Annotated in this window: 22 protein-coding genes; 9 read left to right on the plus strand and 13 right to left on the minus strand. The window is 71.5% G+C overall.

Annotation, left to right across the window (positions count from 1 at the left end; all coding sequences use genetic code 11):
• Positions 1–40 precede the first annotated feature (40 nt).
• A complete protein-coding gene (gene cbiE, locus ACQP0P_RS25910) occupies positions 41–1270 on the minus strand; it encodes a precorrin-6y C5,15-methyltransferase (decarboxylating) subunit CbiE (protein ID WP_433359075.1) in 1230 nt (409 codons plus the stop codon).
• 155 nt (positions 1271–1425) lie between these two features.
• Complete coding sequence (locus ACQP0P_RS25915; protein WP_433359076.1) at positions 1426–1824, minus strand: TIGR03618 family F420-dependent PPOX class oxidoreductase; 399 nt, start codon at positions 1822–1824, stop codon at positions 1426–1428.
• Positions 1825–2079: 255 nt separating this feature from the next.
• Between ACQP0P_RS25915 and ACQP0P_RS25920 the strand changes: the two genes are divergently transcribed.
• Positions 2080–2553, plus strand: coding sequence for a low molecular weight protein-tyrosine-phosphatase (locus ACQP0P_RS25920; RefSeq protein ID WP_433359077.1), 474 nt, complete (start codon positions 2080–2082; stop codon positions 2551–2553).
• A gap of 216 nt (positions 2554–2769) precedes the next feature.
• Positions 2770–3210 carry a LuxR C-terminal-related transcriptional regulator gene (locus ACQP0P_RS25925; protein ID WP_433359078.1) on the plus strand — a complete coding sequence of 147 codons (441 nt, stop codon included), beginning with the start codon at positions 2770–2772 and terminating at the stop codon, positions 3208–3210.
• Positions 3211–3271: 61 nt separating this feature from the next.
• On the opposite strand, the gene ACQP0P_RS25930 is transcribed toward ACQP0P_RS25925, so the two are convergent.
• The gene (locus ACQP0P_RS25930) at positions 3272–4252 is read right to left on the minus strand and encodes an FAD binding domain-containing protein (RefSeq protein ID WP_433359079.1); all 981 of its coding nucleotides are present in this window, start codon (positions 4250–4252) and stop codon (positions 3272–3274) included.
• Between the two features lie 193 nt (positions 4253–4445).
• Positions 4446–6959, minus strand: coding sequence for a molybdopterin-dependent oxidoreductase (locus ACQP0P_RS25935; RefSeq protein ID WP_433359080.1), 2514 nt, complete (start codon positions 6957–6959; stop codon positions 4446–4448).
• 93 nt (positions 6960–7052) lie between these two features.
• Here ACQP0P_RS25935 and ACQP0P_RS25940 point away from each other — a divergent pair, with 93 nt between their 5' ends.
• The gene (locus tag ACQP0P_RS25940; protein ID WP_433359081.1) at positions 7053–7595 is read left to right on the plus strand and encodes a TetR/AcrR family transcriptional regulator; all 543 of its coding nucleotides are present in this window, start codon (positions 7053–7055) and stop codon (positions 7593–7595) included.
• 191 nt (positions 7596–7786) lie between these two features.
• Here the strand turns inward: ACQP0P_RS25940 and ACQP0P_RS25945 are convergent, their stop codons facing one another.
• Both ACQP0P_RS25945 and ACQP0P_RS25950 read right to left on the minus strand, forming a co-directional pair.
• Positions 7787–8704, minus strand: coding sequence for a helix-turn-helix domain-containing protein (locus ACQP0P_RS25945; RefSeq protein WP_433359082.1), 918 nt, complete (start codon positions 8702–8704; stop codon positions 7787–7789).
• Between the two features lie 130 nt (positions 8705–8834).
• The gene (locus ACQP0P_RS25950; protein WP_433359083.1) at positions 8835–9071 is read right to left on the minus strand and encodes a DUF397 domain-containing protein; all 237 of its coding nucleotides are present in this window, start codon (positions 9069–9071) and stop codon (positions 8835–8837) included.
• A 229-nt stretch (positions 9072–9300) separates the two neighbouring features.
• Here ACQP0P_RS25950 and ACQP0P_RS25955 point away from each other — a divergent pair, with 229 nt between their 5' ends.
• The 3 genes from ACQP0P_RS25955 (at position 9301) to ACQP0P_RS25965 (ending at position 11736) form a co-directional block, all read left to right on the plus strand.
• Positions 9301–9804, plus strand: coding sequence for an ATP-binding protein (locus ACQP0P_RS25955; protein ID WP_433359084.1), 504 nt, complete (start codon positions 9301–9303; stop codon positions 9802–9804).
• Between the two features lie 161 nt (positions 9805–9965).
• Positions 9966–10781, plus strand: a complete 816-nt coding sequence (locus tag ACQP0P_RS25960) for an SAM-dependent methyltransferase (RefSeq protein ID WP_433359085.1) — start codon at positions 9966–9968, stop codon at positions 10779–10781.
• A 136-nt stretch (positions 10782–10917) separates the two neighbouring features.
• Positions 10918–11736, plus strand: coding sequence for an SAM-dependent methyltransferase (locus ACQP0P_RS25965; protein WP_433359086.1), 819 nt, complete (start codon positions 10918–10920; stop codon positions 11734–11736).
• 416 nt (positions 11737–12152) lie between these two features.
• On the opposite strand, the gene ACQP0P_RS25970 is transcribed toward ACQP0P_RS25965, so the two are convergent.
• Positions 12153–12896: an HAD family hydrolase gene (locus tag ACQP0P_RS25970; RefSeq protein WP_433359087.1), complete on the minus strand. Its 744-nt coding sequence runs from the start codon at positions 12894–12896 to the stop codon at positions 12153–12155.
• A gap of 357 nt (positions 12897–13253) precedes the next feature.
• On the minus strand, positions 13254–13934 hold the full coding sequence (locus ACQP0P_RS25975; protein WP_433359088.1) for a fasciclin domain-containing protein: 681 nt from the start codon (positions 13932–13934) through the stop codon (positions 13254–13256).
• Positions 13935–14144: 210 nt separating this feature from the next.
• On the opposite strand from ACQP0P_RS25975, the gene ACQP0P_RS25980 reads away from it, so the two are divergent.
• Positions 14145–14606: a PPOX class F420-dependent oxidoreductase gene (locus ACQP0P_RS25980; RefSeq protein WP_433359089.1), complete on the plus strand. Its 462-nt coding sequence runs from the start codon at positions 14145–14147 to the stop codon at positions 14604–14606.
• A gap of 233 nt (positions 14607–14839) precedes the next feature.
• On the opposite strand, the gene ACQP0P_RS25985 is transcribed toward ACQP0P_RS25980, so the two are convergent.
• Entirely contained in the window at positions 14840–15484 is a 645-nt protein-coding gene (locus ACQP0P_RS25985; protein ID WP_433359090.1) for a hypothetical protein, read from the minus strand.
• 17 nt (positions 15485–15501) lie between these two features.
• Between ACQP0P_RS25985 and ACQP0P_RS25990 the strand changes: the two genes are divergently transcribed.
• On the plus strand, positions 15502–15693 hold the full coding sequence (locus ACQP0P_RS25990; protein ID WP_433359091.1) for a hypothetical protein: 192 nt from the start codon (positions 15502–15504) through the stop codon (positions 15691–15693).
• A gap of 25 nt (positions 15694–15718) precedes the next feature.
• Here ACQP0P_RS25990 and ACQP0P_RS25995 read toward each other — a convergent pair whose 3' ends face one another.
• From ACQP0P_RS25995 to ACQP0P_RS26005, 3 genes are read right to left on the minus strand one after another with little or no spacing between them, the layout of a single operon-like run.
• A complete protein-coding gene (locus ACQP0P_RS25995) occupies positions 15719–16822 on the minus strand; it encodes a Gfo/Idh/MocA family protein (RefSeq protein ID WP_433359092.1) in 1104 nt (367 codons plus the stop codon).
• Positions 16819–17568 (minus strand): sugar phosphate isomerase/epimerase family protein, encoded by a 750-nt coding sequence (locus tag ACQP0P_RS26000; RefSeq protein WP_433359093.1) that lies wholly within the window; start codon positions 17566–17568, stop codon positions 16819–16821. The genes ACQP0P_RS25995 and ACQP0P_RS26000 overlap by 4 nt, the downstream gene beginning before the upstream one ends.
• On the minus strand, positions 17565–18485 hold the full coding sequence (locus ACQP0P_RS26005; protein WP_433359094.1) for an ROK family protein: 921 nt from the start codon (positions 18483–18485) through the stop codon (positions 17565–17567). The genes ACQP0P_RS26000 and ACQP0P_RS26005 overlap by 4 nt, the downstream gene beginning before the upstream one ends.
• Positions 18486–18766: 281 nt before the next feature.
• On the opposite strand from ACQP0P_RS26005, the gene pgm reads away from it, so the two are divergent.
• Positions 18767–20407 carry a phosphoglucomutase (alpha-D-glucose-1,6-bisphosphate-dependent) gene (gene pgm, locus ACQP0P_RS26010; protein WP_433359095.1) on the plus strand — a complete coding sequence of 547 codons (1641 nt, stop codon included), beginning with the start codon at positions 18767–18769 and terminating at the stop codon, positions 20405–20407.
• A 116-nt stretch (positions 20408–20523) separates the two neighbouring features.
• On the opposite strand, the gene ACQP0P_RS26015 is transcribed toward pgm, so the two are convergent.
• A complete protein-coding gene (locus tag ACQP0P_RS26015) occupies positions 20524–21069 on the minus strand; it encodes a hypothetical protein (protein WP_433359096.1) in 546 nt (181 codons plus the stop codon).
• Positions 21070–21183: the final 114 nt, after the last annotated feature.

A 21183-nucleotide genomic window follows, 5' to 3' on the forward strand; every position in this document is an offset into this window, starting at 1 on the left:
AGACCCGGATCGCCAAGAACGCTCGGGCCGACCGGGCCGCTCAGCGGGCGCTCTCCCGAACCGGTGGCTTGGCCACGGTCCAGATCGTGACGGGCGCCATGGGCCGCCAGCCGGTGAAGCCACCGGCCGGGGCGGTCCTGCTGACCGCCAGCCGGACCAGGTCTCCACCGAGTTCCCCCTGCCAGGAGGCCAGAACCGCCTCCGACTCGACGGTCACCGCGCCGGCCACCAGCCTGCCGCCCGGTCGCAGCGCCTCCCAGCAGCCCTCCACCACCCCCGGCACGGTCACCCCACCGCCGACGAAGACGGCTCCCGGCGCCTTCAGCCCGGCGAGCGCGGCGGGGGCGGCACCGGTCACCACGTCGAGACCGGGAACTCCCAGCGCCGCGGCGTTACGGGCGATCACGGCCGCCCGTGAGGGGTGGGATTCCACCGCGACGGCCCGGTTCTCCGGATGGGCGCGCATCCACTCGACACCGATGCCGCCCGCTCCCGCACCGATGTCCCACAGCAGCTCGCCCGGGGTGGGCGCCAGCCGGGACAGGACGACCGCGCGCACCTCACTCCCGGTGAGCCGGCCGTCGTGCTCGAACACCTCGTCCGGCAGGCCGGGCAGGCGGGGCAGCGGAACGGTCCCGGCATCGGCACGGCACTCCACGGCGACGACGTTAAGAGCATGGGCCACCGGCAGGGACCACTGACCGGCCGTACCGGAGATCACCCGCTCCTCGGCACCGCCCAGCCTTTCCAGGACCGTCATCGCGCTCGCGCCGTAACCTCGGGCGGCGAGCAACCCGGCGACCCCGGCCGGAGTGTGGCCGCCTGCGCTGAGGACCAGGACTCGGCGGCCGTCCTGGACGGCGGGGTGCAGCACCTCGACGGGACGCGCCACGAGGCTGACCACCTCGACCCGGTCGACCGCCCAGCCGAGCCTGGCGCAGGCCAGGGAGACCGACGACGGGTGCGGCAGGATTCTGACCCGGTCGGCGCCGAGCAGCCGTACCAGGGTCGCGCCGATGCCGTGGAACATGGGATCGCCGCTGGCCAGCACGCACACCCGGCGGCCCCGGTGGGGGGCGATCAGCCGGGGCAGGGCGGGGAGCAGCGGGGAGGGCCAGACGACGCGCTCGGCGCTGGGCTCGGGGAGAAGCCCCAGCTGCCGTGCGCTCCCCATCAGGACCTCGGCGGCGTGCAGCTCGCGCCGCGCCTCCTGGGAGAGTCCGGCCCAGCCGTCGGCTCCGATGCCGACGACGGTGACAAGGTCAGACATCACCCACCTCTTCCCGATGCCGTTCTACCGCTCCACCGGGCGACATGCTAGCCCGGCGGCGGGTCCGGCCGCGGATCGCGGCCAGGCCCGGCGGCGGTCAGCCCTGCACCGGTGCGGCGGATGGGCGCGGGCACGCTGCGACCACTCGCCGCCGCTCAGCTCCCCGGGTTGAAGATGACGTCATCGGGCGTGATCCGCACGGTGACGCGCTGCTCATCCGGCTTACGGAAGGGATAGGACTCCACGCCGAGATACTTGTTCGCCAGGCCGTCGATGACCTCGTCCGCGCCCTCCAGCTCCAGCCTGGCCTTCCCCGAGACGCTGACCAGGTGATAGGCGTTCTGAGGGTCCAGGACGCTCACCGACACGCGCGGGTCCTCGCGCAGGTGACGCTCCTTGGCCCGGCCCACGGCCGTGTTGAAGACGACATCGTCTCCGTCGACGTCAACCCACACGACCGTGCTGTGCAGCGAACCGTCCGGCCTGACGGTGGTCACCCAGGCATGAATCGGCTGCTTGAGCAGGTTCTTGGCGTCTTCGCTCAGTTTTCCCACGGGAACCTCCACCTCATGGACGATGTCTACAGGGCAGTCGAACATCGCTCGCACGTGATCGATTCCGCCCCCGCTGAGAAAACCGCCGGCGATTCGCGGAACCGGGCGCGTGCCGGCGGGCAACCGTCCGGGAGGGCGGCGGTCATCGAGGCTTCGCGGGCGGATCCGGCGCGGAGTCCGCTTCGGCGACGATCCCTTCCCCGGCAGCCCGCGCACCCGGTCGCCGCACCCTCGGCGGACGGCATCCTGGTAGGCATGAGTTATCGCATATGCGTGGTGTGCATGGGAAACATCTGCCGGTCGCCGATGGCCGAGGTCGTGCTGAGAAAGACCCTCGACGAGCACGGCCTTGGAGATCGCGTCACGGTCGACAGCGCGGGCACCGGCGGCTGGCATCAGGGCGACCCGATGGACCCGCGGGCCGCCGAGATACTCGCCGACCACGGCTACGACGGCTCGCGGCACCGGGCCCGGCAGTTCCTGCGTGACTGGTACGGCCGGATCGACCTGGTGCTGGCCATGGACACCGGCAACCTGAGCGCCCTGCGCCGCCTTGCCCCCAAGGGGGCGGACGTGCGCCTGTTCCGCTCCTTCGACCCCACGGCCCCGGAGGGCTCCGAGGTGCCCGACCCCTACTACGGTGAACGTGAGGGTTTCGCCGAGGTACTGGAGATGGTCGAAGCGGCGAGCAGGGGTCTGGCCGGGTATCTGATGACCACCCTTAGGTGAGACTCCCCCGGCGTTGCTGTTCGGCTCTGTCGTGGGGAGCCACCGAAGCCAGCGCCTTTACAAAGTAAGCTACAGGCCTGGCAGCCAGAAGGATCACACGTCCCGGCGGGCGAGCGTGACGACGACGTACAGGAACATCACCGCCGGCGCCGCTGCCGAAGATGGACGGCATCGAGGTGACCCGGCGCATCTTGCGGCCCCACGGATGTCCTGGGGGTGCGCGTGCTCATGCTCACCACGTTCGACCTGGACGAGTACGTCTACGCGGCGCTACGCGCCGGGGCCGGCGGCTTCCTGCTGAAGGACACCCCGCCGGGCGATCTGCCGGCCGCGATCCGGGTGGTCGCCTCCGGCGAGGCACCGCTCGCCCCAACGGTGACGCGCCGGCTCATCGTCGGGTTCTCCCGGCTCCCGGAACCGGCGCGCCCGGTGGCCCGCGAGCTCGGGGGGATCACCGGACGGGAGCGCGACGTTCTGGCGCTCATCGCCCGGGGGCTGTCCAACGCCGAGATCGCCGGGCACCTGACCCTGAGCCTGGCGACCGTGAAGACGCACGTGGGCCGGCTGCTCGGCAAGCTCGGCGCGCGCGACCGGGCCCAGCTCGTCATCGTCGCCTACGAGACGGGGCTGGTAGCGGCCGCGCGACCACCCCGCTGAGGTGTGTTTCGCGGCTCCTCGCCACGGCGAGGAGCCGCGCGGGTCGGTACGGGCGAGCCGGTCAGCGGTGCCCGGCGGTTCCGGTGGCGCGCTCCAGAACCTCCAGGACGGTCCCGGAGAGCAGGGCGAGCTTGTAACGGTTGCGAGCCGCCGGGGTACACCGGGCGGTGGCCAGCCCGGCCGCCCGGTCGAGAGGTTCCCCGGCCAGAAGCGCCTCCTCGACCTCGGGCAGGCGCACCGGGACGCGGGCGACGCCGCCCGCGGCCACCCTGGCGAAGGTGATCCTGCCGCCGTCCATGACCAGCCGTGCCGCCGCCTCCACCAGCGGCCACTCGGCCTCGGACCTGCCGATCGCCCGGTGGTAGGCGGCCCGCTCGCCCGGCACGGGCGGCGGCAGGACGACGGACAGCAGGATCTCCCCCGGCCCCAGCAGGTGGTCGCGGGTGGGGTCGGAGCCGTCCCCGTACAGGTCGCCGACCGGGAACGGAGCCCCACTGCGGACGTCATCGCGGACGTCATCGCGGACGTCATCGCGGACACCGCCGTGGACCTCGGCCAGGGCGTCGCAGGCGAGCAGCGCCACCGCCAGCGACGACGGGTGCGGGGCCATGCACGGCCCGGTGTCGACGATCGCGGCGTTCGGGGCGAGCCCGGCGCGGGCCGGGCAGTGGTCGCCGCCGTTCTGGTGGCAGGAGAAGGACGGGCCGCGGAAGTACGCGCAGCGGTTGCGCTGCAGCAGGTTGCCCCCGACCGTGGCCACCTCCCGGATCTGGGGTGTGGCCAGGCCCGCCGCCGTCAGCGCCAGGCAGGGGTGGGCGGCACCGAGGCGCGCGTCGGCGGCGACGCGCGCGACCGTGGTCAGCGCGCCGATCCGGACTGCGCCGTCCGGCTGCCAGGCGAGGCCGGTCAGACCAGGCAGGCCGCGCAGGTCCACGTGCGGCCCGGCCGCGCGGCGGCCCATCAGGTCGGTGCCTCCGGCGCGGAACTCGCCCCCGCGCCGCACGGCGTCGCCGAGGTCGTCGAGGTCGGTGAGCGCGGTCATCGGACGCCTTCCGGTGCGCGGACCCGGAACCGCCGCTCCGGGGAAAGGGCAGGCGGGACGGCTCCCTCGAGGACCACAAGGTACGGCCCCGGGGAAGGGACCGGCGGGAGCCTCGTCGCGAGGACTTCAGGGTCCGGCTCCGGGGAGAGCGGACCCGCCCCGGGGAATCCGAGGGGCGGCTTCGGGGAGGAGGTCAACGGGAGATCCCTTCGAGGAGCCGGTCGGGACGGATGGGCAGGTCGTGGGGGCGCCAGCCGGTGGCGTTGTGGACGGCGTTGCCCACCGAGGCGGCCACGCCGATCGTGGAGATCTCGCCGACCCCGACGCCGTTGCCGTTGACGTGGTCCCAGCCGTCGCGGTGGAAGTGCACGGTGATCTCGGGGGTGTCACCGATGCCGGGAATACGGTAGTCGTCGAGGTTGGCGGTCAGCACGGTTCCCGTCACCGGGTCGACCAGGCGTTCCTCGTACAGCGCGTAGCCGATGCCCTGCACGACTCCGCCCTCGCACTGGCTGCGCGCCAGCCGCTCGGCGTAGATGTGGCCCACCGCGACCCCCGCCCACACCCGCAGCGGCCTGACGACTCCCAGTCGGGTGTCGACCTCGACCTCGGTGACGTGGACTGCGCCGCTGAACCCCCGGCCGAGGGCCATACCGGCCATCGCGATCGGGGTCAGGTAACCGCGCCGGTCGCGGCGGCGCCTGCCGACGACCCTGGCCCCGTCGGTCAGGCCCAGCTCCCGCAGCCGCCGCGCGGCGTCGCGTACGGCCGGGGCGACCGAGGTCGTGGTGCGGCTGCCGATGGAGGGCGGTCCGTACACGGTGCCCGTCCTGCCGATCTCCACGCGGACGCGCTCGGCGGGCAGCGCGAGTTCCTCTCGCAGGACGCCGGCGATGACGCTGCGGATGCCGGTCCCGATGTCCTGGGTGGAGGTGGCGGCCACGACCACGTCGCCCTCGACGCGCAACTCCACCTCGGTGGCGGGGTCGAGCATGTAGGCCCAGTTGGCCGCGGCCACCCCGACGCCCCTGCGGAAGCGGCCCGTCTGGGAGCCGGTCCGCGGCCGGTCGGCCCACAGGGGCAGGGCGAGGGCCCTGTCGTAGAGGGCGTGCCGTTTACGGTTGCCGTCCCAGCGGCGGCGCAGCGCGATGGGATCCTCGCCGCGGCGGTGTGCGGCCTCGTCCACCGCCTGTTCGAGTGCCCAGAGCAGGGGCGGCGCCCCCGGCCCCCGGAACGGGGCGCCGGGCGGCTCGTTGGTGACCACGTCGTAGTCGCGGAGCCGGCGGGGAGCCGTGCCGTACATGAGGCGGGCGAACACCGCGACGGCCGATCCGACGGCCACCCCGCCGCGCCCGTGGACGTCCACGGTGAGGGCGGCGAGGTCGCCCCGGTCGTCGGTGAGCAGTTCGAGCGTGGTGCGGGTGCCGGGGCGGTTGCCCGCGTCGGTGAGCTCCTCGGCGCGGCTGAACACCACGCGCACCGGCGCCCCGCAGGCCCGTGCGAGCTCGACGGCCGCGACCGTCTCGACGGTGACGCCGGCCTTGGCCCCGAAACCGCCGCCGACATGATCGGCGACGACGTGGACCCGGTCGGCGGGCAGGTTCCACCGCCTGGCGGCCTGTTCGGTGGCCAGTCCGATGGTCTGGGTGGACAGGTGCAGGTGAAGGTCGCCCTCGCCGTCCCAGCGGGCCACGCAGGCGTGCGGTTCCATCGGGGTGTGGACCTGCACGGCGGTGGTGAACGTGCCACTCACCAGGCGGGGATCGGCGTCGCGCCGCGCGGCCTCGATCCGTTTGACGGCGGTGCGGCCGCGCCAGCTCGCCCTGGTGAAGGGGCCGTGCACGTTGCCGTGCCAGCCGCCGGGCAGGTCCAGTCCTTCGCTGGAGCTGGGGGCGCGCTTCCTGTCGGACTCGTCGTAGACGGGCGGGGCCTCGGGCGTGTCGTCGAGCGCGGCGGGCATCGGGTCGTAGCCGATCCTCGCGGCCTCCGCGATCGCCAGGGCCTCACCGCGGGTGGCGGCGGCGACGGCGGCGACGGGCTGGCCCGCGTAACGGACGGTACGGTCGGGCGGCAGCAGGTCGATGACGTGTGCGGTGCCCGCGGTCACCGAGGTGACGCGGGCGTGTGCCCTGGTGGAGCGGATGATCACTCCTTCCAGCTGGCCGTCCAGGCGTACGTCGGTGGTGTAGCGGGCTCGGCCGGTGATCTTGTTCATCGCCTCCAGACGTGCGGGCGTCCCCGGGGCGTCGTCGTGTTCTCCCCGGCAGGCGGCGGCGATCGCCGCGTGGATCCCCTCGTAGGCTCCGCACCTGCACAGGTGGCCCGCCATGGCGGCGGCGATCCGCTCGCGCGGCGGAGCGACGTCGCCGTGCTCGGCGCGCCAGGCGTCGACGAAGGCCGCGGCCTCCACCACGAACCCCGGCGTGCAGTAGCCGCACTGCAGGCCGTCGTGGACCGCGAACGCCCGTTGGACGGGGTGGTCGAGTCCTTCCGCGGTGACGATCTCGTGTTCCTCCAGGACGGCGGCGGGCAGCAGGCAGCTCGCTTGGGGCGTGCCGCCCACCATGACCGTGCAGGCACCGCAGACTCCGGTGCGACAGGCGGCCTTGGCGCCGGTGAGGCCGAGCCCGTCGCGCAGGACGTCCACGGCGGCGTCGTCGGAGCCTGCGTCCACCGTGGAGGGGACGCCGTTCACCGTGATCTTCATAGCTCTCCAGTTGACGTCGTCAACATCATGTTGACAGTGTCAACCAGATATGTTGACGTTGTCAACACAGAATGCCGGGAAAGGTGTGGGCGCATGATGGACGACACCAGGACCCGCCTGGTCGAGAGCGCGCTGAGGCTGCTGCGCGAGGAGGGGCTCGACGCCGTGACGCTGCGCGCCGTCGGCGACCTGACCGGCCTGTCCCGCACGGCCCCCTACCGGCATTTCACCGACAAGACCGCGCTGCTGGCCGCGCTCGCCGTCCGGGTCATCGCCGACCTCAGCGCGCACGTCGCCGCGGCGATCTCGCAGGAGGCCGACCGGCGCGACCGGCTGCGGGCCTTCTACCTGAGCTACGTCGAGTACGCCACGACGCACCGGGAGGAGTACCGGCTGGTGTTCGCCTCGGAGTTCCTCGTGGGCCACCATCCGGAGCTGGAGGAGGCTATCGACCAGGTGACGACGGCGCTCGGCATGGCGGGCGCCGGGGCGGGACCGGTGCCCAAGGCCCAGCTGATGGCCCTGCTCTCGACGGCCCACGGCCTCGCGGAATTCGCGGTGACCGGGCAGTTCACGCACAAGGGAATCGGCTACCAGGACATCGTCGACGTCCTGGTGGTCCCCTTCGGGGGGTGACGGCCCGGATCCCGGCCACCTCCGCGGTCAGATCGGGACGACGCCCTCGTCATCACGGCGCGGGCGGTGCCGGGAGGGCGCAGGAAGATCTCCCCACCTCGGCGCGGGAGCGCGGACGCGGCGAGAGCCTCCTCTCAGGGGCGACACCGCCGGGGCAGACGATGCGGCGGGCCCCGCGCACTCGCCCCCGGCTAGCGCTTCCTGCTCAGCTCCTCCCGGATTCCCAGCAGGATCTCGCGGGTGCGGGTGACCGGCTCGGCCTCGATGCACAGGCGCTCCATGACCTCCAGGTAGCTTTCGACGTCGTCGCGCTTCTCCAGGTAGACGGCGCTGGTGAGCTGTTCCAGGTAGACCACGTCGGGCAGGTCGGGCTGGGCGAACCGCAGGATGCTGAAGGGCCCTCCGGCCGCGGCGTGCCCGCCCACGCTGAAGGGCACGATCTGGACCGTCACATTGGGCAGTTCGAGCGCCGTCAGGATGTGGTCGATCTGCTCGCACATCACCTGGACCCCGCCGAGCGGGCGGCGCAGCACGGCCTCGTCCAGCACGGCCCACAGGTGGGGCGGCGCGGAGCCGTGCAGCAGCCGCTGGCGCGCCATGCGCAGCCGCACCCGGCGGTCCAGCTCCTCCCGGGAGGCCGAGGGGAAGCCCAGCTGGACGACGGCTCGCGCGTACCCCTCGCTCTGCAGCAGTCCCGGCACGAACTGGACCTCGTAGTTGCGGATGCCGGTGGCCGACTCCTCCAGCCCCACGTACGTCTCGAACCAGCTGGGCAGCACGTCGTTGTAGTTGTGCCACCAGCCGGTGAGGTTGGCCTTCTCGACGAGGGACAGCAGCGGCTCCCGCTCGCCCTCGCTGGTCACCCCGTACAGGGTGAGCAGGTCCGCGACGTCCCTGATCCGGAAGCTGACCCTGCCGAGCTCCATGCGACTGACCTTCGAGTGCGAGGCCCGGATGGCGTTCCCCGCCTCCTCCAGGGTGATGCCCCGGTGCTCGCGCAGACGGCGGAGCTGCGCTCCCAGGACGATCCGCAGCACCGTGGAACTGCCCCTCGGCACGGCCATGGGGATTGGAACGACCGGCTGACCGTCGGCGTGAGGTGTGATCATCTACAGTCCTTTGGGCACGGAACGCGAGTCTGCTCCGACTTCCTTGCGGCGATCGCGACCTTTCACGCTACTCCGCCCGCCAAGCCCAGGCCATAGAGAATTTTATTCTTCAACCACCTCTTGCCCGCAGTCAGGTGATCAGATCGTCGAACTCCCCGTCCTTCACCCCGCGGACGAAGGCGTCGGCCTCGCGGCGCGTGTAGATCAGCGCGGGCCCTTCGGGATCGCGGGAGTTGCGCATCGCGACCCTGCCGTCGGGGAGCTCCGCGAGCTCCACGCAGTTGCCGCTGGGGTTGCTGAAGTGGCTCTTGCGCCAGACGATGCCGCCCATCAGGGCTGCCGGCATGCCGTTGTACAGCTGGTTCATCCTCGCCTCTCACCGATTAGGGAGGGAAACAACACCATGAGCATAGAGCTTTTTGTGCAGATGCACGTGCATCTGTACTTGCCTATGCACATTACGGCGGGCAAGATGACTAGACGGATCGCCCTTGCCGCACGATCGCCCACCCCCAAGGTCGTCGATGACTGGTTACCAGAGACATGAAGCCACCCCCATCCGAGCTGAGATCGGAGGGTGGGAACGGTGGTTGTCGATGCTCGATCACCTACTGCCCCCGAGCGGCCTGCCCCCCTGGGCCGGCGGCGAGAGCCACGTCAACCGGCTGCAGATGGCCGTACGCAGCTTTCGCCACGATCCGTGCGCCGCACGGACCGCCCGTGAGTTCGCCGCCGGCGCCCTGAGGGCCTGGGAGCTGGAGCACCTGATCGACGACACCGGTGTCGTGGTCTCCGAACTCGTGACCAACGCCGTACGTCACGGCACGCGGGGCGTCCAGCACTCCCGGGCCTGCCCCGAGGTCAAGGTGATCCTCTGCCACACCGAGCGCTCGATGCTGTGCGCGGTCACCGATCCCAGCGACCAGGAGCCCTGCCTGCGCGAGCCCGACTACGAGGCGGAGAGCGGCCGGGGACTACAGGTGGTCGACGGCATCAGCGAGATGTGGGGATGGGCTCCCCTGGAGACCCGCGGCAAGGCGGTATGGGCGGCCTTCGCCCTCCCCGGGAGAGGGGAACGCCACCTGGAGGCCTGCCACTGAGCGCGGCCCGTCACCGGCGAAACGGCGCCCAACCGGAGCGCAAGCAGCCGGGTATCAGGAAGATGCGCCCATAGAAGGGGTTATTGACCGGGAATACATCACCTCGGAGCCTGATGGCCGATATTGTCCGCTGAAAGCCGCATCGCCGGACGGAGGACATCATGGCGTCGCCACAACCTGAGCGCCTCAGGTTCGACCCCACGATCCCGAACGCGGGCCGGATAGCCGACTACTTCCTGGGGGGCAAGGACAACTTCGCCGCCGACCGCGACGCCGCGCGGGTGGCGCTCGAACTGGCCCCCGAACTTCCCGCCATGTCGGTGGAGGGACGCAGGTTTCTCGGCCGCGTCGTGCGGTTTCTCGCCGAGACCGGCATACGCCAGTTCATCGACATCGGCTGCGGACTGCCGACCCAGGGCAGTGTGCACCAGATCCTGCACGACATCGCTCCCGACGCGCGGGTCGTCTACGTCGACAACGATCCGATGGTCGTCGCGCACGCCCAGGCCCTCCTGAAGGAGGACGGACGGGCCACGGTCATCGAGGCCGACGCCTGCGACCCGGAAGGCCTGCTGGCCCATCCCGGCCTCACCGGCGTGATCGACCTCGATCGGCCCGTGGCGATCCTCCTCTTCTCGTTCCTGACCGACCTCCCGGACGACGCCGAGGCCACGCGGGTCACCGCCACCCTGAGGAAGGCCATGGCCCCGGGCAGCTACATGGCCCTCTCCCACGCTGTCTCGGACCTGTGTCCCGAGAGAACCGCGAAGCTCGCCGGCCTCTTTCAGGATCGCGGGTCGATCACCGGTCCCCGCCGCGCGAACCTGCGGACCAGAGCCGAGGTCGAGCCTTTCCTCGATGGGTTGAAACCTGTCGAGCCGGGCCTCGTCTACATTCCCCAGTGGCGGCCGGAGAGCGCGGTGCCCCATCGGCCGAACTCCGTCTGGGTCGTCGGCGGAGTAGGCCGCAAGGAATAGACTGCCCCGGAAAACAGCTTGGCCCCTCGATCGTTACCCCCACCCTGACAGTTGAGTGTCACCGGAACCGACCGGGCGCCGACATCCTCGGACCGCGATCCGGGCAGGACGTCAGAGGCAACAGAGGAGATGACAGATGAGCGACGCCGACCGGCGACCGGCGGCCGGCCTGGACACGAGCGTGCCCAACATCGCCAGGATGAACGACTACTTCCTGGGGGGCAAGGACAACTTCGCCGCCGACCGTAGGGCCGCCGAGGAGGTGCTCGCCGTCGCGCCGGAGATCAGGACCATGGCCCAGGAGGCTCAGGCCTTCCTACGCCGGGCGACGAGCTATCTCATCGAGCAGGGCATGACCCAGTTCGTCGTCCTCGGTTCCGGGCTGCCCACCCGCAACAACGTCCACCAGGTGGCCCAGGCGATCGCGCCGGACACCCGCGTGGTCTACGTCGCCACCGATCCGGTCGTGCTCTCCCACGCCCGCGCCATGCTGGCCACCAACCCCCACACCACCATCGTCGAGGGTGACGTGCTGCACCCCCGCGAGTTACTCAACGATCCCGAGCTTCGGCGCCTGATCGACCTGGACCTGCCGGTGGCCGTCCTGATCCTGTCGGCCCTGCAGTTCATCCCCGATGAGGACAACCCGCACAAGAACGTGGCGATCCTGCGTGACGCGGTGCCCGCGGGCAGCCACTTCGCCATCGGCCACGTTGTCTTCGACACGCGCCCGGAGGCGGCGGGTCCGCTGGTCGACATCTACCAGAAGGTCCTCAGCCGCCATGAGGACGCCTCCCGGCGCAGTGACCAGGTGCTGCGCTTCTTCGACGGGCTGGAGCTGGTCGAGCCCGGCCTGGTCTACGTCCGCCACTGGCGCCCCGACAACCCGCTGGCGACGCAGGGCCGTGAGAAGACGTGGACGATGGGCGGGGTGGCCCGCAAGGCCGAATCCTGACCGGTTTCGCCCGTTCCCCCGACGTGCGGGAGGGTGGTCTTCTCGCCGGGTAGCTCTCCGCGGAGCGGGCAGCGCGCGTCCTGCCTGGTGAGCAGGCGAAGCGTACACCGATCGACGGGGCTGTGATCTTCCTGCGCCGCTTGGCCCGGTCCGCCTGTCCGTATGCTCCGCCACGTCACCGAGGATTGCCGCAGCCGCTGTGATCGGGTTCGGTGAGCGGCGGCGGATGTGTTGTCACATGTGTTCGGGGTGGCGGGATTTCGGGCGGCGTCCTGGTGGCTGCCGGAGCTCGGGACGGGGCGGCAGAGGTGGTGTGGGGCGTTGTCGCGGATGCCGGCCGTTGAGCGTGACCGGCCGCGTCGATAGGGCGGTCTCCCCCAGACTCCACGGCTCGACCGCGTACGAGGGATGACTGATCACCACTCCTCCCGAAGCAAGTCGGCCAGGTCCCTCACCACGACGTCCGCGCCGTGCACGCGCAGCGCGTCCGCCTGATCGGCCCGGTCGACCCCGACGACGTAGCCGAATCCGCCCGCCCGGCCGGCCTCCATTCCGGCCGACGCGTCCTCGAAGACCGCCGCGCCGGCGGGTGGGACGCCCAGGTCGCGCGCCGCCGCGAGGAAGGTGTCCGGGTGCGGTTTGCCCGCGAGCCCCCGTTCGGCCGCGATCACGCCGTCGATCCGGGTGTTGAAGAGCCGCTCGATGCCGGCCGCGGCCAGGACGGCCTGGCAGTTGGCGCTGGAGGACACGACCGCGGTCGCGAGCCCCGCACCGCGGGCCGCCACCACCAGGCGTACCGACCCCGGATACGCCTGCACTCCGTCCTTGCGGATCTTCTCCAGTACCAGGAGGTTCTTGCGGTTGCCCAGGCCGTGCACGGTGTCACGCTCGGGCGGATCGCCCGGCTCCCCCTCGGGCAGCACGATGCCGCGCGCGGCGAGGAAGGTACGTACCCCGTCGAAACGCGGGCGCCCGTCGACGTAGGCGTCGTAGTCGTCCACCGCGTCGAACGGGCGGAACCTCTCGCCGTCTCGCCGCCTGAGGAAGTCGTCGAACATCTGCTTCCAGGCGGCCGCGTGCACCACCGCCGTCTTGGTCAGCACGCCGTCGAGATCGAACAGGCAGGCACGGATCTCGTCGGGGATCCGCAACCTCGTCATGGACCACACCTTCCCGGCACGATCCCCACGAATACCTGCGAGTGGGGTTTGACGTGCTCAGGACTCAGCGACTCACGCGGCAGCGGGTTGGTCATGAGGTGGATCCGACCCGCGGCCAGGCAGTCAGCGGCACGCCGGCACGCCGGCACACCTCCAAATCCCCGGTTCCTCCTCCGAGAGGCACGGGTGGTGTCCAACTGCGCCTCCGGATCGGCCGCCGGCCGCCGGCGCGGCCTCTCGGCACCGCTCAAGGAGGTGGTGGACGACCAGCAGAAGACCGCCGAGACGGCCACGGGTGAGGGGCGCCCCCGCAGGCACCCCTCACCCGGCCGGATCGCGACCACCGGGCCACCGCGATCACTTGGGCTTGAGCACCCCGTCGATGAGGTAGACGACGGCGTTGGAGGTCTGGATGTCGCCGCAGACGACCTTGGCGTCGTTGACCGTGTAGTCCTCACCGGAACCCTTGACCTTCAGCGTTCCCCCCTCCATCGTGGTCAGCTCGCCCTCCGCGAGGTCCTGCGGAGTCTTCTTCCCCTCGACGACGTGGTAGCCCAGGAGCTTGGTCAGCTTCTCCTTGTCGCCCAGGATCTTGTCGAGCTTCTCCTTCGGGATCTTGTCGAACGCGGCGTTGGTGGGCGCGAACACCGTGATGTCCTTGGCGGAGTTGAGCTTCTCGGCCAGACCGGCCTGATCGATCGCCTTGGACAGCGTGGACAGGTCGGGGCTGGAGGCGATGGCGGTGGCGACCGGCTGCGTCGCCATCTCGCTGGGACTTCCCGCCCCGCTGGTGGGCAGGGACGCGCAGCCGGGGCCGAACGGCTCCGTCATCGCGCCCGAGGGCTCGGGCGATCCGCTCTCACCGGGCATCATGGATTCCGTGGGCGCGGCGCTCTCCATCGGCGGGCTGGAGGCCATGTCCGTCGGAACCGGCGTGGGAGAGGTGATGCGCGCGGAGGCGGCGACCGCCTGCGCGGCGGGGACGGCGGACAGGGCGAGCACGGTCAGGGCCGATGCCAGAAGAGACTTCTGCTTCACGGTTATCTCCTTGATTGGGCGGATGAGCCACCGGGGTCCGTCGGCCGGTTCCCGAGCCACTCATGTGCTGTATTGGAGATCAATTCCCTGAGATTTGGTGCCAAATGCCCCACTAGAAGACTCTTGACCACATATCTCCCGAGAAAGAGGGCCATTTTCCACCCGGCAGAGCGTTAATTCAGGCGCGCCGTATCCCCGTACAGTTGGAGCATGAGCCCAAAGATCGCGACCAACGAGGTCGTCTCACACGACCGGCTTCTGGATTTCCTCCGTGATCGCCACCGCGCGCTGGTCATCACGACGCGGCGCGACGGCAGGCCACAGGCGTCCCCGGTGACCTGCGGCGTCGACGCCGAGGGCCGCATCGTGGTGTCCACCTACCCCGAGCGCGCCAAGGCCTCGAACGCCCGCCGCGACCCCCGGGTGAGCGTCGTGGTCCTGTCGGACGACTTCGACGGCCCCTGGGTGCAGGTGGACTGCGCGGCCGAGGTCCTCGACCTGCCCGACGCCCTCGAATCGCTGGTCGATTACTACCGGTCGATCTCCGGCGAGCACCCTGACTGGGAGGAGTACCGCGCGGCCATGACCCGGCAGGGCAAGTCGCTGCTGCGTCTCACCCCCGAGCGCTGGGGCCCGATCGCCACGGGAGGCTTCCCCGCCCGGCTGGCGTGAATCACCCCAGGTCGGCCAGGATCGCGTCGGCCGCCCTGCGGCCGGAGACCACAGGGCGCCCTGCTGGGAACCGGTGTCACGGTGCTCGCCGCACACGTCTCGGCCCGATGGGGCGTACTCGGGCGCGGCGTCGCCGATGACCAGGGGGTCGGTGACGTGGCCCTCCGCGTCGACGCATCCCCCGCCGGCCGCCCCGGAGGGCACCGGGGGTCGCACCCGCCGCTCCGTTCCTCCTACGGGGCCTGCCCCAGACTCACGGTGATCTCTCCGCCGAGCCGGAAACCGCCGGTCAGTTCGAGGTCGTCACCACTCCAGAACCGGCCCGGGTCGTACCAGTTCGGCCTGCGGCCGCCGGGCAGGAGCCCCATGGCCTCGTAGGTGACCGCGACGACCTCGGCGCAGTAGGCGCTCTCCAGGGCGCTCTCCCCGGTGCCCCGCTTGAAGATCCTGGGCACCCGCCCCTTCGCCCAGCGACCGGCGAGCCTGGCCGTCGACGGGAACGGCGTGCCGTCCAGCCGGGCGACGGTGCGCAGCACGGCGTCCTCCATCTCACGGGTGACCTGCGGCTCCAGCTGCCTCAGCCAGCCGCGCTGGCCGTATCTGGTGGCCCAGACCGTGACCGCCTCCTGCAGGTCGTGCAGCTGCACACCGCGCTGGTTGGTCCCCGACCACAGGTCGGGCAGGGACCGGCCCAGCTCGGCGTGCCACATCATGGGGGGCATGTCCTCGATGACCACCGACATTCCGACGTGGTTCACCGGGCTGTTCGTCACGGTCTGGATGGCTCGATCGGGCACCGTTCGGCCGCGGAACAGCCACACGTCGCCGGTGCGGGTCAGGTTGACTGCCTCATCGAGGCTGATGCTCTTACCGGACATTCCGCTAGCGTAGGCACATGCGATGGTGGAAGGTACTCGGTCTGGCAGGTGTCGCAGGTGTCGCGGCCACGGGGGTGGTGATCGCGCGGGCCGAGCGCCGCCGGCAGGCCTACACCCCGGACGAGATCCGCACCCGCCTCCGTACCCGCCTGGCGGAGTCCGCCGAGGGCGGCCCCGAGGCCGCCGCCCCCGCCGACCGGAACCCCTGACCGTTCGGGCGCAGCCGTCCGGGGATCAACCGAAACGGATCTCGGCCGGATCCCACCCTGCAGGCAGTGGTGCGGGCACCGGGCAGGTACTGGCGATCTTCACGAACTCGGCCTGCTCCGAGGACTCCGCGACGGCGATCATCGTGTCGAGGACGTGCAGGCCCAGTTCGCCGGTGGCGCGGTGCGGCCTTCCCTCGCGGATGGCCTGGGCCATGTCGAGCACGCCCAGACCGCGACCGGCCTCGGTACCCGCCGTGGGAGCCGGCACCCATTCCTCGTCGGCGGCCCGGCGCAGCCGCACCTCACCCCCGAACGTGTTGGGATCGGGCACCTGCATGGTCGCCTCGGTGCCGGTGATCTCGATGAACCCGGCGCGGCGGAGCGGCGAGTCGAAGCTGAAGATCATCGTGGCCGCCTGTCCCGCGGCGAACTCCAGCAGCGCGGTCGTGTGGGTGGGGACCACCGCGGGAAAACGTGTGCCGGCCCTGGGCCCTGAGCCGATGACCCGCTCGTCCCTGGCCCTGCGGCCGACGGCGGCCACCCGCTCCGCCGGGCCGAACAGGGTCACCAGGGCCGTCAGATAGTAGGGGCCCATGTCGAACAGCGGCCCGGCCCCCGGCTGGAAGAAGAACTCAGGGCTGGGATGCCACGACTCGGGGCCCGGACCCTGGAACAGGGTCAGGGCGGTGAGCGGCGTGCCGATGGCCCCCTCGGCCACGAGCCGGGCCGCGGTCTGCAGCCCCGCGCCCAGAAAGGTGTCGGGGGCACTGCCCAGGAGCACCCCCGCCGACGCGGCGGCCTCGACCAGTTCCGCTCCGGACTCCCGGTCCACCGTGAACGGCTTCTCGTTGTAGACGTGCCGCCCGGCCAGGACGGCGGCGAGCGCCACCTCGGCGTGCGCGGACGGGACCGTGAGGTTGATCACCAACTCCACGTCGGGATGCGAGATCGCCTCCTCCGGTGTGGCCGCCACCGGCACGCCGTAGCGCGCCGCGACCTCTTCGGCACGCGCCCGGTCGAGATCGGCGCACGCCACCACCCGCACGCCGGGGAAGGAGGCGAGGTTGCTCAGGTACTGGTGGCTGATGTTCCCGCAGCCGACGATCGCCACTCCGAGCGGTCCGGTCACGAGCTCACCCGCCCGGCGGCGACGAGGCCGGTCAGGTAGGCGTGGCTGTCGGCCAGTGCCTGGAGCATGTCGGTGGCACAGTGGTCGAGCTCCACGATCCGCACCGCGCCCGGAGCGGTGTGCAGCGCGTCCACGATGGGCACCTCGCCCGAGCCGACCGCGGTCATCGGGCCCTGGAGGGTGGCGGGTCCGTCCTTGACGTGCAGGTGGCTCACCCGCTCGCCCAGCCTGGCCAGCAGTCCCGAGGGGTCGACCCCGCCGGTCGCCGCCCAGTAGAGATCGACCTCCAGCAGCACCGAGGGGTCCAGCAGGTCGGCCAGCACCTCCAGCGCGGGACGGCCCTCCACCCGCTGCTCCAGCTCCCACCAGTGGTTGTGGTAGCCGAGCCGCAGGCCGTGGTCCGCCGCCTCCCTGGCCACCTCGCCGATGGTCCTGGCCGCCTGCTCCAGCTCCTGTCTGCCGGCGAACCACTCGGCGGGGGCCGCGGGCACGATGACGGTCGTGGCGCCGATGGCCGCGGCGGCGGCCAGCGCCGTCGCGCGCCGCTCGTCGAGCAGCGGGGCGTGCACGCTGCACACCGCGAGCCCGCCCTCCTCCAGCTCCTCGCGGAGCCCATCCGGATCGAGGTGCGCGTCGTACGGTTCGACCGCGCCGTACCCCATCTCGGCGATGCGGCGCAGCACGGCGCGGCGGTCGACGGCCGCCTGTTCGCGTACGGAGTACAACTGGACGGCGAGTGTGCTCATCGGCTCTCCTTGAGGACCAGTGCCGCGGCGCCGTACAGGCCGGCGTCGCGTTCCAGACGGGTGCGCTCGACGTTCAGGCGGCGCAGGAAGCCAAGGCCCGCCTGCTTGGCGACCGCCTGGCGCAGCGGGGTGAGCAGGGTCTCGCCCGCCCCGGAGACGCCGCCCCCGATGACGACGTCGTCGATGTCGAAGAGCGCCGCCGTGGTGAGGATCGCCACGGCCAGCGCGTCGGCGGCCCGCTGGAAGGCCAGCTGGGCCTTGGGGACTCCGCGCGCGGCGTCGAGCGAGAGCGTGCGGGCGTCCATCGGGGTACCGGGGTCGCCCCAGCCGTTCGCCAGCGCCCAGCGGACCATGCTGGGGCCGCTGGCGATCGTCTCCAGGCAGCCGGTCGCCCCGCAGGGGCAGAGCTCACCGTTCCGATCCACGGAGATGTGCCCGATGTGCCCGGCGTTTCCTGTCGGTCCCAGGTACGGCACCCCGCCGAGAACCAGCCCGCCGCCCACGCCGGTGGAGACCACGATGCCCAGCAGTGCCCGGGAGCGCGAGCCGTGCCCGCCCCGCCACCACTCCCCCAGCGCCATGCACTGCGCGTCTCCGGCGAGCGTGACGGGGAGGCCGGGAAGAAGCTCGCTCACCGTACCGACCAGCGGGAAGTCACGCCAGGAGGGGATGTTCACCGGGCTGACCGTGCCGGCGACGGCGTCAAGGGGACCGGCGGAACCGATGCCGACCCCGCTCAGACCCGCTGTACCGGTACTGCCGCCGGTGCCCGCGCCGACGTCGCGGACCAGCAAGGCCAGCGTCGCGGCGGGGTCGTGGCCGACCGGCAGTTCCACCCTGCGGACCATGGTGCCGTCCGGCCTGACCAGCGCGGCGGCGAACTTGGTGCCGCCGATGTCGATCGCGAGGGCGGTCACCGGCCGCCCCCGCGGGCACGCCGGTGCGCGGGGGGACGGCAGGTGGCCACCGGGAGCACCACGTGGCTGTGCAAGGGGATCCTCCGGCGATCAATGGAACAAAGAGTACGTTCCCCCGGCGACCGGGCAAACAGGCTGAAGGTATGACGGCACTGACAACGTTGTCAACGATGCGCGGGGGGTGTGGGGCACCGGTCCGGCACACTGGCCGGACAGCTTGCGAAAACTGTCCGATTCAGAAGTGGATACGGTTAGCTCAGGAGTGACGTGAGGAGACTGTGATGACGCACGAACGCGCGGGACAGCCCGCCGAGCCGTCCGATCTGGTCGATGTGGCGCGCCTGGTGACGTCCTACTACGCGCTGCACCCCGATCCGGGCGAGGTCGGCCAGCGGGTGGCGTTCGGGACATCGGGACACCGGGGCTCGTCGCTGAACGTCGCGTTCAACGAGGACCACATCCTCGCGACCAGCCAGGCCATCGTGGAGTACCGGGCCGCCCAGGGGATCGACGGCCCGCTGTTCCTCGGTGCCGACAGCCACGCGCTGTCGGAACCGGCCCGGGTTTCCGCGTTGGAGGTCTTCGCGGCCAACGGGGTGACGGTCATGATCGACAGCCGGGACGGCTACACCCCGACACCGGCGGTCTCCCACGCGATCCTGGCCCACAACCGGAAACGCGCCGCGGGCCGCGCCGACGGCGTGGTGGTGACCCCCTCGCACAACCCGCCCGGCGACGGCGGCTTCAAGTACAACCCGCCGCACGGCGGCCCGGCGGACACCGACGCCACCACGTGGATCCAGGACCGGGCCAACGCGCTGATCGCCGAAGGCATGAAAGAGGTCAGACGGCTCCCGTACACCAGGGCGCTGGCCGCCGACACGACCGGCCGCTACGACTTCCTCGGCCACTACGTGGACGACCTGCCCTCGGTGCTCGACCTTGACGCCGTCCGGGAGGCGGGGGTGCGCATCGGCGCCGACCCGCTGGGCGGGGCGAGCGTCGCCTACTGGGGGGAGATCGCCGAACGGCACCGGCTGGACCTGACGGTGATCAACCCGCAGACCGATCCGACGTGGCGGTTCATGACGCTGGACTGGGACGGCAAGATCCGGATGGACTGCTCGTCGCCGTACGCGATGGCCTCGCTCATCGCCAGTCGCGACGCCTTCGACGTCTCCACCGGCAACGACGCCGACGCCGACCGGCACGGCATCGTCACCCCCGACGCCGGTCTGATGAACCCCAACCACTACCTCGCCGTGGCCATCTCCTATCTCTACTCCCACCGGCCCGGCTGGCCCGCGGACGCGGGAGTCGGCAAGACGCTGGTGAGCAGCCGGATGATCGACCTGGTGGCCGCCGAGGAGGGCAGGCGACTGGTGGAGGTCCCCGTCGGATTCAAGTGGTTCGTCCCGGGCCTGCTGGACGGTTCGCTGGGCTTCGGCGGTGAGGAGAGCGCCGGGGCGTCGTTCCTGCGGCGCGACGGCGAGGTATGGACCACCGACAAGGACGGCCTGATCCTGGCGCTGCTCGCCTCGGAGATCATCGCGACCACCGGCCGTTCGCCGAGCGAGCACTACGCCGACCTGGTGGCCAGGTTCGGCGACCCCGCCTACGCCCGCATCGACGCCCCCGCGACCCGGCAGGAGAAGGCGGTGCTCGCCAGGCTCTCGGCCGAGCAGGTCACCGCCGACACCCTCGCCGGGGAGGCGATCACGCAGGTGCTCACCTCCGCCCCCGGCAACGGCGCCGCCATCGGCGGGCTCAAGGTCTCCACCGAGAGCGCCTGGTTCGCCGCCCGTCCCTCGGGCACCGAGGACGTGTACAAGATCTACGCCGAATCCTTCAGGGGAACCGAGCACCTGGCACAGGTCCAGCGAGAGGCGCGCGACCTGGTCTCGGCGTCCCTGAGCAGATGATGACGAGGTCAACACGTACCGGGCGGCCGAGTCGCGGGCGCGTCCCGTGAATCCGCCACGGACCGTCGGCCGCCCGGCCGTGTCACTCCTTCGCGTGGTCCTGCTGGCGGTCCCTCCTAAGGTCCCCGCCCTCGGGGACCTCGGTCGCGCGGCCCCGCGCCCGGCCGCCGGCAGCGCAGTGCCACCCAGCCCCCCGACCCGACGCCGATCAGCGCGGCCAGCACGTACACCACTTTGATGGCCGCGTCCGAGATGTAGCCGTTGCCGGCGACGAGGACGGCCATGAGCAACGCGGCCAGCAGCCCCACACCCGCGCCTCCCACGATGCCGAGCAACCCCGCTCCCAGCGCGCGCGACAGGCGGCCCCTGCGACGGGGCACCGGCACCATGACGGTCATGATCCGGCCCACCACGAGGGCGGGGTCGTCGTCGATCCCGCCGGCGACGAGCTGGACGGTCACCCCGCCCCGCTCGGGTTCGCTCAGGCAGATCCAGTGGCGGTCGTCAAGGAAGACGGTGGCCCCGCCCGCGCCGGGAACGATCAGCCACAGGAACGGCGTGCCCTCGGGAAACGCCCTGACGCCGTGGCGGGCCGTCGGGGCGTGCAGGTCGAGCGCGGCGCCAAGGGCTCGCAGCGCCACCTCCTGGCCGGATTTACCCACGGTGGCCTCCCTCCCCCATCCCTTCGTAGCGCACGCCGGCCACCCGCTCCAAGGGCCCCGGCGGGCAGCGTTCAGGCGGAGCTCACACGGGGGACCTACCAAGGGAACGGGCCC

The sequence above is a fragment of the Streptosporangium sp. CA-115845 genome (assembly GCF_050943795.1).
Lineage (GTDB): Bacteria > Actinomycetota > Actinomycetes > Streptosporangiales > Streptosporangiaceae > Streptosporangium.

Excerpts from the sequence above, each read along its gene's own strand:
- ACQP0P_RS25935 (WP_433359080.1), bottom strand. The coding sequence starts at position 6,959 with ATGAAGATCACGGTGAACGGCGTCCCCTCCACGGTGGACGCAGGCTCC.
- ACQP0P_RS25955 (WP_433359084.1), top strand. The coding sequence starts at position 9,301 with ATGCTCGATCACCTACTGCCCCCGAGCGGCCTGCCCCCCTGGGCCGGC.
- cbiE (WP_433359075.1), bottom strand. The coding sequence starts at position 1,270 with ATGTCTGACCTTGTCACCGTCGTCGGCATCGGAGCCGACGGCTGGGCC.
- ACQP0P_RS25960 (WP_433359085.1), top strand. The coding sequence starts at position 9,966 with ATGGCGTCGCCACAACCTGAGCGCCTCAGGTTCGACCCCACGATCCCG.
- ACQP0P_RS25930 (WP_433359079.1), bottom strand. The coding sequence starts at position 4,252 with ATGACCGCGCTCACCGACCTCGACGACCTCGGCGACGCCGTGCGGCGC.
- ACQP0P_RS25920 (WP_433359077.1), top strand. The coding sequence starts at position 2,080 with ATGAGTTATCGCATATGCGTGGTGTGCATGGGAAACATCTGCCGGTCG.
- ACQP0P_RS26000 (WP_433359093.1), bottom strand. The coding sequence starts at position 17,568 with ATGAGCACACTCGCCGTCCAGTTGTACTCCGTACGCGAACAGGCGGCC.
- ACQP0P_RS25990 (WP_433359091.1), top strand. The coding sequence starts at position 15,502 with ATGCGATGGTGGAAGGTACTCGGTCTGGCAGGTGTCGCAGGTGTCGCG.
- ACQP0P_RS25950 (WP_433359083.1), bottom strand. The coding sequence starts at position 9,071 with ATGAACCAGCTGTACAACGGCATGCCGGCAGCCCTGATGGGCGGCATC.
- ACQP0P_RS25945 (WP_433359082.1), bottom strand. The coding sequence starts at position 8,704 with ATGATCACACCTCACGCCGACGGTCAGCCGGTCGTTCCAATCCCCATG.
- ACQP0P_RS25985 (WP_433359090.1), bottom strand. The coding sequence starts at position 15,484 with ATGTCCGGTAAGAGCATCAGCCTCGATGAGGCAGTCAACCTGACCCGC.
- ACQP0P_RS25980 (WP_433359089.1), top strand. The coding sequence starts at position 14,145 with ATGAGCCCAAAGATCGCGACCAACGAGGTCGTCTCACACGACCGGCTT.
- ACQP0P_RS25940 (WP_433359081.1), top strand. The coding sequence starts at position 7,053 with ATGATGGACGACACCAGGACCCGCCTGGTCGAGAGCGCGCTGAGGCTG.
- ACQP0P_RS25970 (WP_433359087.1), bottom strand. The coding sequence starts at position 12,896 with ATGACGAGGTTGCGGATCCCCGACGAGATCCGTGCCTGCCTGTTCGAT.
- ACQP0P_RS25965 (WP_433359086.1), top strand. The coding sequence starts at position 10,918 with ATGAGCGACGCCGACCGGCGACCGGCGGCCGGCCTGGACACGAGCGTG.
- pgm (WP_433359095.1), top strand. The coding sequence starts at position 18,767 with ATGACGCACGAACGCGCGGGACAGCCCGCCGAGCCGTCCGATCTGGTC.